Below are 13,746 nucleotides of genomic sequence, written 5' to 3'. Positions count from 1 at the left end.
ATGGCCCACACGCGGATCACGAGCTTCTTTGAAGCGGCGGCACCCAGGCCAACGGGCGTGGCCCGCCCGCTGCTGCTCTCCCTGCTGATCCACGCGCTGCTGTTGAACCTGGCGTTCGGCGGCGACGAACGCGGGCTTCCCGGCCTCACCCTCCCCTGGCAAGAGCGCCGGGCAGAAGTGCCCGATCTGCACATCGTGCTGGCGCCGGCACGTGTCCCGCCCGCCGGGCCGGCAGCCGGGCCGCGGGAGGAACCCTCACCCCGCGCACCGGTCGAGCCGCCTCTTGCCCGCGTACCGGCGCCAGCCACGCCGCCAGCGCGTCGCCCGCAAGAGAAGCCGGCAACGCACGAGCCGCTGGTGCAAGCGGAGGCGAGGCCGGACAGCCAGCCGCCTGTGCCTGTGCCTGTGCCTGTGCCTGTGCCTGTGCCTGTGCCCATTCGTTCTGAAGCCGCCCCTACGGCGCCCCTGCCCGTTACGACGCCGGCCGTTGCCGAACCGGCGCCCGCCGAGGACGCCACGCCGGTCGTGCGTGCACCCACATCTGTTGTCGCAGTCGCGCCAAGCGCGTCGCGCCCGGAGGCCCCCACCTCGGCGCCTCACGACGGCGACGGCGATGGCGACGCCACCGCGCGGCAAGCGCAGTTGCTGGAAGCCGCTCGCCAGGAAGCAGCCCGCATCGAGGACGCGCGGCTGCAGGCCGAACGCGAGGAAACCGAACGCCAGGAAATCGCCCGGCAAGCAGCGGTCCGGCTGGAGGCGCTGCGCCAGGAGACGGCTCGTGTCGAAGCGGCGCGGCTGGAGGCTGAGCGCCAGGAATCCGCTCGACAGGCCGAGGCCCAGCAGGAAACCCGGCGGCAAGAAGCCGCTCGCCAGGAGACGGCCCGAGCCGAGGCCGCCCGGCTGGAGTCCGAACGACAGGAAGCTGCGCGACAGACCGCGGTCCGACAGGAGACCCTCCGGCAAGAGGCCGCCCGCCAGGAGACAGCCCGTGCCGAAGCCGCCCGGCTGGAGTCCGAACGCCAGGAAGCTGCGCGGCAGACCGCGGTCCAGCAGGAGACCCTCCGGCAAGAGGCCGCCCGCCAGGAGACAGCCCGTGCCGAAGCCGCCCGGCTGGAGTCCGAACGCCAAGAAGCTGCGCGACAGGCCGAGGCCCGGCAGGAGACCCTCCGGCAAGAGGCCGCCCGCCAGGAGACAGCCCGAGCCGAATCCGCCCGGCTGGAAACCGAACGCCAGGAAGCTGCGCGCCAGGCCGCGGTCCGGCAAGAGACCCTCCGGCAAGAGGCCGCCCGCCAGGAGACAGCCCGAGCCGAAGCCGCCCGGCTGGARWCCGAACGCCAGGAAGCTGCGCGCCAGGCCGCGGYCCGGCAGGAGACCCTCCGGCAAGAGGCTGCCCGCCAGGAAACCGCCCGAGCCGAAGCCGCCCGGCTGGAGTCCGAACGCCAGGAAGCTGCGCGCCAGGCCGCGGYCCGGCAGGAGACCCTCCGGCAAGARGCTGCTCGCCAGGAGACGGCCCGGGCCGAGACCGCCCGCCTGGAATCGGAACGCCAGGAAGCCGCGAGGCAGGCGGCGGCCCAGCAGGAGGCACGGCGACAGGAGGCCGCTCGCCAGGAGACGGCTCGCGCCGACGCCGCGCGCGTGGAACGCGAACGCCAGGAGGCTGCAGGGCAGGCTGCCGCGCGGCAGGAGGCCTCGCGTGCCGCGGCCGAACAGGAGAAGAAGGAAGCAAAACGGGAAGCCGTGCTGCGGGCCATCGGACGCCAACTCGATGAGGAAGCCGCCCAGCGTGACGCCACCTCGACGGCGGAGCCTCCGCCCAATTCGCTGCCCCTGTCGCTGAGCACCGCACGCCGCGTCAGGCTGTGGGGGCGCACCGACCCCAACGCCGAACTCGTGGCGTACGCCGAAGCGTGGGCCCGCAAGATCCAGCTCAACACGGCGGTCGACACGGTGCGCGACATCGCCGCGCGGCCTCACACGCCGCCCATGGTGACGGTGTCCGTCCGAAGCGACGGCTCCGTGGAGTCGGTGACGTTCGTGGTCTCCAGCGGCGTGCCGGAAGTCGATGAAGCGATACGGCGCATCGTTGAAAACCAGCGGCCCTACCCCGCGTTCCCGCCGGCGCTGGCCCGCGACGTCGACGTGATGGAGATCCGCCGAACCTGGTACTTCGACGCTGCTGTCCGGTTGCACTGACGTCCAGCATCCACCGCCCCGGTCCCGCGGCAGGGATGGGCGTGCGCCATGAACTCACCGGCCTGCATGCCTACGGCGGTTTCCCCGAGGACGCGCCGGGGGCCGCTGCCGCCGGGGTCTTCCCCACAGGTTGGGCCGCGCCCCCAGGTGGGAGCGCGGCCGTGCCGTGGGTCGTGACACTACCGGAATGACTCGGTTTCCCGGTACCCGCTCCCGCGGCTGCCGGAAGGCCTCCCTTGGAGCCCACGGCGGCCCGGTCGGGCAGCGGCGCGGTGGGCAGCGGCGCGGTGGGCAGGGCGGGCGCCAGCGGTGCCGCAGGGCGGGCCGCCCGCGCCGTCTCGACCGCCTGGCTGGCCGTGGCGCGCGCTCGATCGGTGTCCGCGGCAATCTGCAGTTCGCGCTCGGGGTTCAGCGTGTTGAGCTGAAGCCGCTGCACCGTCTGCTGCGAGGCAATGCGGTCGAGGGGAACCTGGTCGGTGCGGAAATGAAGCTCGACCGAACTCGTGAGGTCGGCTGACGCGTTCACCTCCTCGCGCGTCTGCACATCGCTGGTCCGGACATAGCCGATCGTCGAATTCACCGACGCCGATGCACTCCACCAACCGAAGCCGGCCGAGCCACTGGCGCCGACGGTGGTGCGGGTATCGAAACCGTCGTGGCGCTGCTCGGCGGCCGCCGAACCGGCGTCGATGTGGAACCGCATCCCGGCGCTGATGCGGCCGGAATCGACAACGATGCGTTGCATGCCCATCTGGATCATGGTCGCGAGCATCTGCTGGCGGTTGCGAGCCAGTGATCGGCGCACGAACCCGATCAGCTCAGGGCCGCCGCCGCTCGGCACCTGTTCGCCCGGTTCGAGACTGAGTGTTGCGCGCAATGCCTCCTGCGAGGGCGGAGGCCCTCGCGTGATCAGCCGGAGCGGCTCGGGCGCGTCATCGGGGTCGGGAACGTCGCCGGGGCGGGGTTGGTCGTCGGGATCGGGCGCCTCGATGGCGAAGCTCTGCGGGAACTGGTCCGCCAGCCAGCGTTTGGCCATGTCCTCGCTGCCGCCGCCCAGCGCGGAGAAGCCATCGAGCGACTGCGACACGCCGCGCACCAGCTCGACATACTGTTGAAGCTGCTGCTGATTGGTCTCCACCATCGCCTTGAAGACGCCGGTGATCAGCTCGTTGACGAAGCGGGGGAAGCTGATCGCCCGAATCATGTTGCGCGTCGTGCTGGCCATGCTGTCAACCGCCCGGCCACCGAGCTCGTCGCTGGCGTTCATTGCCCTCGTCGTGGGCGCGCTTCGGTTGCGCGCGGGAGGGGGCACGATCGCCCCCTCCTCCTCCAGGAGCCGGGCGGCGTGGGCGATTCGCACCAGCGAATGGGCGATGGCCCGCCGTTCCTCTTCCTGAAGCGACACATATTCCGGTGCGGCAAGTAGCGACTCGCGTACGGCCTGGCGCAGCTCGCCGGGCGGCCGCTCGAGAGCCCTCGCGGAAACCGGGCCCGCGCTCATGGGCTCACCGCCCCAGGTCGCGCCAGGCCGAACCGGTGCGCTGTCTGCCAGGGGATGCCACGCCGACGGGCCCCGCATCGCTGGAGGACACACCGCCCCCCTCGCTGCGCACGAGCAGCAGTGTCTCGTCGACCCACTCGATCGCCGAGTCGATCACCGTGTCGCCCGCTGAGAGGAAAGCGCCAGCGCCACGCTCGAGGGAATCCACCCCATCGGCGAGCCACGCCAGCACCGCCATGCCGGCGCGTCCGCGGCGCAGATGCGACAGCGTCGGACGCGGCGGCCGCTTGAATCGGCGGTCGATCGAGGTCACCGCATCCCACAGCGTGTGTGCCGCCAGCATCGCGCGCACGTCGGCATGGTTGAGGATCGCGATGGCCTGACCCAGGTTGTCGAGAATCTCCCGCGCCGCCATCTGCACCATCTCGTTGGCTGTGGACGCGATGTTCTCGGCCAGCCGCAAGCCCTCCGTCCGCAAGTGGCCCTGGCTACCGCCATCGGCTGCCTTCATGATGGCGTCGCAGAGATCGAGCAGCAGTTCCTCGAAGTCACGGTTGGCGCTGCCAGCGGCATCGTCGGGCCCGGAAGGCGCGCCGAACAGCCGCCCGAACAGGGCCAGCCGTTCGGCCTCGTTGATGCGCTGTGCGCGGGTCTTCCAGAAGGCCCCGACGAGCGGTGCCGCCTCGCCCAGATCGCCAGGAATCGCCCCGGTTCGCACCAGCGCGGTGAAGTCTTCCGCGGCCTGGATCAATCCCGCAGCCTCCAGCGTCGAGGCAAGGTACAGGCTGGCGATCGCGCGCAGCTGCATGGCATCGGCCATGGTGGCAGGGGGCAGGTCGATGTCGCCCAGCTCGGCCATCATGACCGCGTGGCTCTCTGCGGCGAGCAGCAGGTTCCTCGCGTCATCCACGGCCCGCTTGAGGCCGAACGGCATCGCGACCCAGTCGGCGAAGCGCACGGCTTTCACGGCGCAGCCACCCCGGACGCCGGCACCTGGCCCGGTGCCACGGTGCCCATGCGAGGTGGTGCTGCCGGCTTCGAATTGCCCTGGATCGCACCGATCATCTCCGGCGTGGCCATTTTCTCGAGCGGCAGGTAGTCCGACTTGAAGTTCACCCGCACCTCGCCCATCAGCTTGGCGTCCATCTCGAGCTTCGAATCACTGGCTTCGTCGTTGCTGGTGCTGACGGTAGCGACGTGCGACTGCTCGTTGACATTGACCGAACCGCCGCCGAAGCCGAGGAAGCTGCCGCCGAACGCACTGACGCTCTTGTTGCGGCTGGTCTGCCGGTCATAGGCCGCCGCCTGGTAGTCGCGCTTGCCTTCGTCCGACGAGCGCATCGAGAACTTGACCTTTGCAGAGATGGAACCGTCTGTCACGACGATCCGGTTGATGCCCAGCATCACCATTGACGCGAGCAGCTGTTGGCGCGACTTCGCCATCGTCAGGCGCGCCCCGTTGACCAGGCGCAACTCCGCGTCGTCGTCATCGATGTCCTCGATCTTCTCGCCGGGGATGTTCAGGGTATTCTGGATCTCGCCCAAGGCCGCTTCGCTGTCTTCCGCCTTGATGCGCAGCTTGGACTTTCCATCACCGTCGATGTCAAGGTCGAGAAGGTCGGGAAAGCGCTGTGCCAGATAGTCTCGCCCCTGGCCTTCGCCGATGTTCTCGCTCATGTAGTCTTCGACGGATTTGGCGACGTTCGCCACCAGCTCGCCGTAGGCACGCATCTGCTCGATCGACGTCTCCACGATGACCCGGAACACGTTGTTGATCAAGCCCCCCACGAACGCCGGAAAATCCACGCTCTTCACCAGGTTGGTGAACTGCTTCACGCCCTGCTCCGCCGCCCCGGCGACGAAGTCCTTGCCAGCGAAGCCCGGCGACTTCGAGAGGTTCTGGCGCGTTTGCTCATTGGCGTCGGCCTGCGCGGCGGCCAGCACCGGTTCGGCCGACGGCACCTGTTCCGACACCGCCGTCACGACACCATTCGGGTCGTCGATGTAGGCGAGCACCTTCACCATGTCGTGTGCGAGCCTGGTCTGTTCCTCACCGGTCAGGTGCGAGTACGCCGGAATGCGCATCAGCATCGCCTGCACCTGCGGCCGCACACGCGCGAGCGCCTCGGCGGACAGTCCGGCCGCCGGCGCGGCCGAGAGCGACGCGCTCATCATCAGGCCCTCACCGCAGGAGCAGGAGCGGGAGCAGGCGCCGCCGCGGGGGCTGGTGCGCTCGCAGGGCCGGGCGTGTACTGCGGCTTGTTGTGATCGACCGGCTTGGACCGCATCTGGATTGCCGCCATCATCTCCGGCGTGGCCATCTTGTCCAGCGGCATGTAGTCGGACTTGAAGTTCACCTCCACTTGCCCGGCCAAGCTGGCGCGGGCGGTGAAGTTGTCGTTCTGGACCTCCGCGGCCATGCTCTGCGCCGTCATCGTCGGCCGCTGGGCGTACTTGTACTTCCCCTTGGTGTAGTAGTCGGCGTCGTAGGTCCCGGTGTAGTTGGACTTGCCCGATTCGTAGCTTCCTTCGTACGCGCGCTTGCCCTTGTCGGTGGTCTCCTCCTCCCTCTCGCTCTCTTCGATCAACTGCATGTTGCCGGCCGAGTCCCGCGCGTAGTCGCGCGCCATCGCCGTGCGCGACAGCTGGCGCTGGGAGGACGCATTGAAGTCGTACATGATCTTCGCGGAGATCTTGCCGTTGGTCACGACGATCCGTGACAGGCCCATCAGCACCATGGTCGCGAGCAGTTGCTGGCGTGACGTGGCGATCTGGCCGCGCGCAGCCTTGATCAGCGTCTCCTGCACCTCGGGGTCAGTGACGTCGATCGAATCGATCGAGCCTTCGGCATAGTCGCCGAGCGCCCCACGCACGCGGCTGAGCGCGCCGTCCTGGTCCACGCCGTCCTTCAGCTTGAGCTTCGGTGTCGGATCGCCCGAGAAGCCGTCCGCGCCGATGTCGAAGACGTCGGGGAACTGCTCCACCAAGTGGTCCTTGCCCTGGTCAGGCGACGTGTTGTCGTCGCGGAACTGGTTCAGCGATTTCGACACATCGGCGACCATCTTCGAATAGGCCTCCATCTGCTGGATGTTGGACGTCACGATCGAGTTGAAGACGCCGTCGATCAGGCCCGACACGAACTGCACGAAGTTGACCTGCCTGATGAACTCACCGGCCACTGCCGCCCCCTCGCGCGCGGCTCCGGCAGTGAACGTGTCGTTGCCGATGGCGTCGACTGCCGCCTGGTCCGACGCCCACTGGTCGGCCCCGCCCGCCAACGCCCGAGACGTGACCGATGCGGTGCCGGGTTCCGCCAATCCGACCAGCGCGTCGGCGATCAGGGCGGTGTCGTGCAACACCTGCTTCTGACGCTCCCGTGGCATCTGGCGGAACGAGTCGGTGCCGCCGAGCAGGTCCATCACCTTCGCGCGCACCTCGGGGCGCGGCGTCGGCGCGGCGGCGTCGGTCGGTTGAGCGACAGGGCGGGCAGTAGCAGGCATGTGGCGTCCTCGAAATGATGAATGCGGCGCGGTGGCCGGGAACTCAACCGGCGGTGGAGGGCAGGACGTCCGCGGCCCCGCCGTTCGGCATCCGCGCCGCAGCCGGCGTGATCTCGAACTCGATCGGCCGCAGGAACAGGCTCACCTTCGGGGGGCCCGTGGGGCCGATGCGGATGCCGAGGATCGAGAAACGTCCCGGCCACACGTTGTCATCTGGCGTGAATGCGTCGAGGAAGCTCTCGAGCGCGCCGAGCTCGCGAGGCCGTTCGCGCAGGTTCATCGTGAGCAACTGCAGGAAGTTCGGCGGCACGTCGGCGATCGCATCCAGCATGACCTGCAGCTCGAGTTCGACGCCCTGTGGCCCGCGTCCGAACGCGACCAGGGCGGCGCCCGGAGGGATGTCGAAGCGGCCGCCCAACGCGATGCCGACGATCTGCAGCAGGCCGGCGAGTCGCCCACCCAGCCCCAGTTCGTCGAGCATCGGCTGCATCTCCACGAGGCGAAACCCGTTGCTCATCAGGAAGGTGATCCACTGGCTGCCATGGTCCCGGCCCGCGATCAGCGTCGTGAAGATCGGCCGCATGCCCGGCATCGCGGACATCGATGCCCCGATCAGCCGAGCCAATGCCGGGTTCACCTCGCCGGAAGCGTGCCCACCCCCCTCGTAGGTGATCGTCGCCGATTGCAACCCGTTCGCATCGAAGCTGGAGCCGAAGAATGCGCCGTAATTCAGCGCCGCGCTGCGCGCCAAGCCACGTTGTGATTCGCTCGCCCCGTCGAACCAGCGCAAAGCCTCGTTGCCGAAGTTTCCGCCAATCATGCGGCGCATCTCGCGGCTCGCCATGTCGCGCCGATCGCCGCCGCTCGCGTCCGGTCCGAGCGGCTCGAGATTGAAAGACAGCGAGCGTGGCTGCGCGGTGCTGAACAAGGTCTCGATCGGCGCCGATCCCGGGGCCAGCGCGTTGCGCGCATAGCGGGGGTCACCCGCGGGATAGACAAAGCTGTCCTCGATCATGCCTTCCATGAAGCTCGACGGATTGGCGGTGCGCAGCTTCTGCGAAGCCGAACCCAACCGCTTCTTGACGTGCATGCTCAAGGGCTCGTCACCCATTGAAGAAGTTCTCAGCCACATGAGGTTCTCCTAGTAGCCCTGGTAGCGCGAGCTGCCACGGCCGTTCGCGTAGCCGTAGCCGTTGCCATTGCCGTTTCCGCCGGCACCGAGGCCCACGCCCATGCCAAGCCCGACGCCTTCGAGCAGGTCGCGCGCGATCGATGGGATCTGGATCGGCCGGCTGGTCTGCTGAGGCGACTCGCGCGGCTGCGACATCTGCTCGACGCGGTCGTCGCCGAGCGCCGAATCGGCCAGCCACATCTCGCAGGCATTGACAAGGTCGTAGTCGGTGGGCGCAGAGACCGCGGTCTGGCCCGACAGGCGTGACGGCGGGTTGGTGACCTGATTCATGTCGACCATCGGCAGCGTCGGGTCGCGCAGCCGATTGGTATTGCGGGCCATCCAGCTCGTGATGATCGCGCCGCTGGTTGCCAGCATCCGGTACTTGGAGCTGTTGCGCGCACCGCCGAGTTCGGTCTGCGCCACCTGGTCGATCACGCCCCACATGTCGCGGGCGCCGAATGAGGCACGAAGTTCTTCGTCCTGCAAGAGCGAGATCATCTCGTTGATCTGCTTCTGCAGGTCGACGGCGGCATAGAACACCATGCCGTAGCCGTGCGCCGACATGTTGACGGCGAGGTCGCGTGCCGACTTCTTGACCTGCTGCTGGTTGATCGCCATCGGCAGCGCCGAGCGCAGCAGCTGGTCGACGCGACTCTCCCGCACGAGCGTCGACACCGATGAGACGAAGCGTAACCACAGGTCCTGGAAGTCGGTGTTGACCGCCACACCCGGCTGCCCGGTGGGCAGTCCGAGCGTCATCGCATAGAAGGTCTGCCGCTCGTTCTCGCTCATCCGGTTCGGTGCGGCACGCCAGTAGTTGTAGAGCTGCGTGCCGGCCTTGCCACGAACCAGCGAGATGGCGCCGCGCTGCGACATGTCCACGAGCGTGTCGACGACCTGGAACGCGCGCAGCTCTTCGAAGGCCGACGCGAAGATGAAGGAGCCGAACAGCTTGCAGTGGTCGGCCTGCACCTCGAACGCCGTGGTCGCCTCGAGGTCGGGCAGGTTGATCTCGAATTCGTGCAGCGGCCGCTCCTCGCCGACCTCCTGAACGCGGTCCAGGCAGTCAGCGACGCGCCGCTTCAGATTGGGATCGCTCGCCGTGACGCCCTGGTCGATCAGTTTCGTGAACACCTCGGCGTACTCGCGCGAGGAAACACCGGCGTCGTCGGCGCCGTCGCCATTGCCCAGGCTCAAGGCCTCGGCGAACACCTCCAGGACCTTGGTGGCCAGCGCCAGGTGGCCCGCGGTGCGCCCGATCGCCTGGAACAGGGCTTCCCTGAACTTGGCGGCGTTGGCGTGGTTCTCGTCTCCCACGAGGATGCGACCCTTGGCATGCTTGCGATCCACGACCACCAGCGGCGGGAGTGGTGCCTTGTTCAGCTGGAGCAGGCCGAGGATGAGGGCCGTGCGCACCGTCGCGAGGTCGGGCTCACCTCCGTTTCCCTCGGATTTTCGAGCCTTCAGCGTGCCGTCCGAATCGTGGTCGATCACGATCGTCTGCAGGCCGGTGCTGTCAGACATCAGCTCGGCGCGGGTGCACGCGAAAAGCGGGTCGGTGTACTTCGTTCCGCCCAGTTCCTTGATGGCCTTCAAGCGCGCCAGCTCGACCTCGTCGGCCTCGCTGAGCGGGATGTTCTTGTTCTTGCGGCTCTCGAGGTTCTTGAGATCGATCTCGATGCTCTGCAGTGCCGCTTTCTCGCGGCTGGCAACGTCGATGAAATTGATGGAGGAGATGCTGGTCATGGAGAGGGTCCCTTTCGATGAAGTAGGCGGCACCGCGTCGACGCTGCATCGGCGGTGGAGGCATTCGAGTCACCCGTCATCGGCTCCCCCCAGGGCGGTGCTCTCATCGGCATCGATGGCCTGGTCGAGCAGTTCGAGCGCTCGTGCAGCGTCGAGCACACCGGTGCCGTGGCCCGACCCCACGCCGGCGCGATGCGGTGACGCGCTGGCCATCAGGATCGACTTCAGCGTGGCGGGATCCAGGGAGGCCGAGCGCGCACGCGCGCGCGCCACCAGGAGGCCCGCTGCGCCGGCCACGAATGGCGCCGCGAAGCTGGTGCCGGTGGCGCGTTGATAGCCATCGAGCGAGGTCGTGAGAATCCGTTCTCCCGGCGCGCACAGGGCGACGTGATCGCCGCGCGTCGTGAACGGACTGATCGAGCGGTCCAACGCGACCGCGCCGACCGCAACAACCTGCGGATAGGCCGCTGGCCAGTAGATGCGACGGTCGCCACTGTTGCCCGAGGCGGCCACCAGCGTGCAATCGCGCGCAGTGGCGAACGACACAGCCTCGGCATGCGGTTTCGGGGCGCCCGGTTCGAGGTCTTCGTCGTCGGTTCCGAAGCTGCAGTTGATGATGCTGGCGCCGAGCTGCACCGCCATCACCAGGCCCATGTCGAGATCGCTCAGCGCCCCGACCCCCACCGCCGCCGAGCGCCCGGGAAACCGCGCCGAGCCGAGCGAACGGATCGGCAGCATCCGGCATTCTCCAGCCAGGCCGGGTGGCATGGCCACGCCCTCCCCGCCGATGATCCCGGCGCAGCCGGTGCCGTGGCCCACGAAACGATCAATCGGATTGGTGTCGGCACCGGTGTTGTCGCCAAGCAGCGTCACGCCACCGGCCAGCTCGCCGGCGCCGAGTTGCACGGTGTCGTAGCCGCGGCGCAGCCGTTGGCTGAACTCGGCATGTTCCGGTTGGATGCCGCTGTCAACGAAGCCGATGATGATGGCCGGATCGCCGTTGCAGTACGCGAGCGCGGCGCGCGCGTTGACCAGGTCGCGCGCAGGCCAGCCGTCGTCTCCATCCGGGTTGACCGCGTTCGCCGCGGACGCATCGAGCCCGACGGTGCACACGTAGTTGGGTATGGCGGATTCGACGATGCCCAGTTGCATCAGCGAGACCGCCATCGATCCCACGTGCGTGCCCGGCGCGACGTCGAAGCGCAACACGCGCGAGATGCCCGAGACTTCCTCGTCTTCCGAGTAGCCGCGGTGCCGCCCGCCGATCACATGCAGCGCCCGCGCCGCACCATGGAGCCGCGAAACCCGGATCGCACCGCCGGCGAACGCCTTGGCCACACGGTCCAGCGCATCGTGGCCGGTTGACTGCGCGGCCGCCACCGCATGGCGCCGCACGTCGAGCACCGTCGGGATCCCCGCCGGCACTTCGCCCAGCTTCAACCGCACGAGGAGGCTGCGCGGAAGCGCATAAGTGCCCGATCGGTGCGACCAGGGTTGCACGGTGCGGCCCAGCGCGCTCATGGCTCCGTCCTTGGCGCCGCTTGTCGAGCAGCAGCGCGCGAGGCGGCCGCTTGCTGGTCGAACCACACGTCGGTTGCCGAATGCCGGTCGTGCGAGAGGCTCATCTGACCCGCCATCTGGTCGTGGTCGGGCGCCAGCAAGATCTCGCGATCGGACGCCTGTATCACGCTGACCGGCCGGCCACCGATCGAGACGGTGGGCGGTGTGCCGTCACGCAGCAGGTTCTTGCCTTTCACGCGCAAGCGCTGGCGCAGATCGTCGGCGCCGTCGCGCAGCGCCTCTCCTTCGATGTCCGAGACCATCGGGCGTGTCGCTCGCGACAGCACGCTTTCGAGCTTGTCGACCGGCAGCCGGGTGATCCGGCCGAGGGACGATCCGAACCCACGCTTCTTCATCTCCTCGAGCTTGGACACGGTGCGCACGCCGATGCCCTCGAGCCGACGGCGCTCGTCGTCGTCGAGCGCGTCGCCGAGGTCCGACAGGGGAACGTCGTCCTGGCTGTCGACCGCGAGCTGGACCGCGTTCTCGTCGATCATCGGCCGCGTGATCGCCGTGAACACCAGGTGCAGGACGGTCGGGTTGGCATCGGCCGGGCCGGCCGGGCGGATGCGCACTTCGCCATGCGAGAGTTCGACATGCGCCTTCAGGTCCATCGAGATGTCGCGAATCGCGAACGTCAACGGCAACCGGTCGTTCTGCGCCTTCAGCGTCATGCGGGTCTGCGCCGTGTCGAGCTGCGACTGCACCGCCTGGATGAAGTCCTCAAGCGCGACGGCCGTGCTTCCTGAGGAGTTCATGCCGCGCTCTCCGTCGGTGTGGCCGCGAGACGCAGCACGAATCGGCCGACCGGGAGGTCGAACGCGGTGCGCGTGCGCAGCGTCGGCAGGTCGGCATGCACGACCAGGCCGGACGGGCCGCCCAGTACCCGCGTCTCCACCGGCAGCGCGAGCTCGATGCCGGTCACGCGCAGCTCCAGCGAGGACAACGACGCCAACCCATCGACCAGTTCGCCGATCATGTCCTCGAGCGGCCGCCGGAGTTCAGCGCGGTTCATGGTTGCACTCCGCCGCCTTGGGGCGCGCCGCCGGGCAGCGGGGTCGGGGTCGGGGTCGGGGCCGTCGACACCACGGCTGGCGCGGTGATGGCAGCGGCCACAGGTGCGGCACGTGGCGCGATCGGTACCGGCCGCGCCGCGCGCTCCAGCAGGGTGCGGCGCGCATCGTCGACGAAGCGGTCCAGCGGAATCGTCTCGCTCGCGAAGTTGATCTTGACCTCCCCGAAGAGCTCGGCATTCAGTGCGCTGTCGGTCTGCGCATTCACACCGACCGTGGCCACCTTGGTGACCGGCGCGCTGTACGACGTGCTGCCGCGTGTCGACCAGCTGCCCGCCGGGCTGCCGTTGCCCGGGTCATCGCTGACCGCGTAGTCCACCGAGCTCTTGTCGCTGGCCGACGCCCGGAAGCGCAGGCGTGCCGTGATGGAGCCGTCACGGACGACGATGCGGTTCATGCCCAGCATCACCAGCGTCGCCAGCGTCTGCATGCGGTCACCGGCCACGCGGTCGCGGGCCATCGGAACGAGTTGTTCCTCCAGCAGTTCCGGGCTCAGCGGCTGCCCTTCCAGGCCGAAATCGCGCAGCCAACCGGGCGACGGACCGTCCCCGGACTCGTCGACACCGCCGCGCAGCGCCAGCGTCGGCGCACCGTCCTGCTGCGCCAGCGCGAGATCGCCGGGGTACTGGGCAATCAGCCAATCACGTGCCTGGTTGGCCGTGACGTTCTCATCGCGGAACTGCGCCAGCGGCTTCGACACCGCGGCGACCAGGTCTGCATAGCTGTCCATCTGGCGGATGGCGCTGTCGACCATCGCGTCCCAGGTGCCGTGAATCAGCGATCCGACGAACGCGGGGAAGTCGAGTTCGTCGGACAGCGCGCCGGCGCGGCGCCCGATCGTCTCGGTCGCCGGCGGCGCCTTGCCGCCCGGACTCGACGACGGCGCGGCAAGGTCGTTACCGTCGGATTCACCTGCGGAAGACGCTGTCGTGCGGCCGCCCCAGAATGAACCGTCCATCGCGCGAGAAGGCGTCGACGAACCAGGACCAGCTGGTGCGA

The 13,746-nt window shown here is 68.6% G+C and carries 11 protein-coding genes; 1 reads left to right on the top strand and 10 read right to left on the bottom strand.

Going from position 1 to position 13,746, the window contains the following annotated elements:
• Entirely contained in the window at nt 1–2,193 is a 2,193-nt protein-coding gene (locus ASC87_RS30565) for a TonB family protein (RefSeq protein WP_157603839.1), read from the top strand.
• Between the two features lie 70 nt (nt 2,194–2,263).
• On the opposite strand, the gene ASC87_RS04185 is transcribed toward ASC87_RS30565, so the two are convergent.
• The 10 genes from ASC87_RS04185 to ASC87_RS04140 all read right to left on the bottom strand — a co-directional run bounded on the left by ASC87_RS04185 (nt 2,264) and on the right by ASC87_RS04140 (nt 13,705).
• Nucleotides 2,264–3,694 (bottom strand): hypothetical protein, encoded by a 1,431-nt coding sequence (locus ASC87_RS04185; protein WP_056657148.1) that lies wholly within the window; start codon nt 3,692–3,694, stop codon nt 2,264–2,266.
• Between the two features lie 4 nt (nt 3,695–3,698).
• The gene (locus ASC87_RS04180) at nt 3,699–4,661 is read right to left on the bottom strand and encodes a hypothetical protein (RefSeq protein ID WP_157603838.1); all 963 of its coding nucleotides are present in this window, start codon (nt 4,659–4,661) and stop codon (nt 3,699–3,701) included.
• A complete protein-coding gene (locus ASC87_RS04175) occupies nt 4,658–5,866 on the bottom strand; it encodes a hypothetical protein (RefSeq protein WP_056657142.1) in 1,209 nt (402 codons plus the stop codon). Before ASC87_RS04175 ends, ASC87_RS04180 begins: the two co-directional genes overlap by 4 nt.
• A gap of 2 nt (nt 5,867–5,868) precedes the next feature.
• On the bottom strand, nt 5,869–7,194 hold the full coding sequence (locus ASC87_RS04170) for a hypothetical protein (protein WP_157603837.1): 1,326 nt from the start codon (nt 7,192–7,194) through the stop codon (nt 5,869–5,871).
• A 43-nt stretch (nt 7,195–7,237) separates the two neighbouring features.
• On the bottom strand, nt 7,238–8,284 hold the full coding sequence (locus ASC87_RS04165) for a hypothetical protein (protein WP_200954303.1): 1,047 nt from the start codon (nt 8,282–8,284) through the stop codon (nt 7,238–7,240).
• A gap of 51 nt (nt 8,285–8,335) precedes the next feature.
• The gene (locus ASC87_RS04160) at nt 8,336–10,114 is read right to left on the bottom strand and encodes a hypothetical protein (RefSeq protein ID WP_056657136.1); all 1,779 of its coding nucleotides are present in this window, start codon (nt 10,112–10,114) and stop codon (nt 8,336–8,338) included.
• Nucleotides 10,115–10,183: 69 nt separating this feature from the next.
• Entirely contained in the window at nt 10,184–11,635 is a 1,452-nt protein-coding gene (locus tag ASC87_RS04155; RefSeq protein WP_056657133.1) for a S8 family serine peptidase, read from the bottom strand.
• Complete coding sequence (locus tag ASC87_RS04150; protein ID WP_235582044.1) at nt 11,632–12,348, bottom strand: hypothetical protein; 717 nt, start codon at nt 12,346–12,348, stop codon at nt 11,632–11,634. The genes ASC87_RS04155 and ASC87_RS04150 overlap by 4 nt, the downstream gene beginning before the upstream one ends.
• An 80-nt stretch (nt 12,349–12,428) precedes the next feature.
• Nucleotides 12,429–12,689, bottom strand: a complete 261-nt coding sequence (locus ASC87_RS04145; RefSeq protein WP_056657127.1) for a hypothetical protein — start codon at nt 12,687–12,689, stop codon at nt 12,429–12,431.
• Nucleotides 12,686–13,705, bottom strand: coding sequence for a hypothetical protein (locus tag ASC87_RS04140; protein WP_056657124.1), 1,020 nt, complete (start codon nt 13,703–13,705; stop codon nt 12,686–12,688). The genes ASC87_RS04145 and ASC87_RS04140 overlap by 4 nt, the downstream gene beginning before the upstream one ends.
• Nucleotides 13,706–13,746 lie beyond the last annotated feature (41 nt).

Source organism: Rhizobacter sp. Root1221 (assembly GCF_001425785.1).
Classification (GTDB): Bacteria; Pseudomonadota; Gammaproteobacteria; order Burkholderiales; family Burkholderiaceae_C; genus Rhizobacter.
Note: the sequence above shows the minus strand (reverse complement) of the source record. Positions and strands in the feature narration are given on the sequence as shown.

Bases quoted from the DNA above. Each gene is read 5' to 3' on its own strand.
- ASC87_RS04145 (WP_056657127.1), bottom strand. From the start codon at position 12,689: ATGAACCGCGCTGAACTCCGGCGGCCGCTCGAGGACATGATCGGCGAA.
- ASC87_RS04165 (WP_200954303.1), bottom strand. From the start codon at position 8,284: ATGCACGTCAAGAAGCGGTTGGGTTCGGCTTCGCAGAAGCTGCGCACC.
- ASC87_RS04140 (WP_056657124.1), bottom strand. From the start codon at position 13,705: ATGGACGGTTCATTCTGGGGCGGCCGCACGACAGCGTCTTCCGCAGGT.
- ASC87_RS04170 (WP_157603837.1), bottom strand. From the start codon at position 7,194: ATGCCTGCTACTGCCCGCCCTGTCGCTCAACCGACCGACGCCGCCGCG.
- ASC87_RS04160 (WP_056657136.1), bottom strand. From the start codon at position 10,114: ATGACCAGCATCTCCTCCATCAATTTCATCGACGTTGCCAGCCGCGAG.
- ASC87_RS04150 (WP_235582044.1), bottom strand. From the start codon at position 12,348: ATGACGCTGAAGGCGCAGAACGACCGGTTGCCGTTGACGTTCGCGATT.
- ASC87_RS04155 (WP_056657133.1), bottom strand. From the start codon at position 11,635: ATGAGCGCGCTGGGCCGCACCGTGCAACCCTGGTCGCACCGATCGGGC.
- ASC87_RS04175 (WP_056657142.1), bottom strand. From the start codon at position 5,866: ATGAGCGCGTCGCTCTCGGCCGCGCCGGCGGCCGGACTGTCCGCCGAG.
- ASC87_RS04185 (WP_056657148.1), bottom strand. From the start codon at position 3,694: ATGAGCGCGGGCCCGGTTTCCGCGAGGGCTCTCGAGCGGCCGCCCGGC.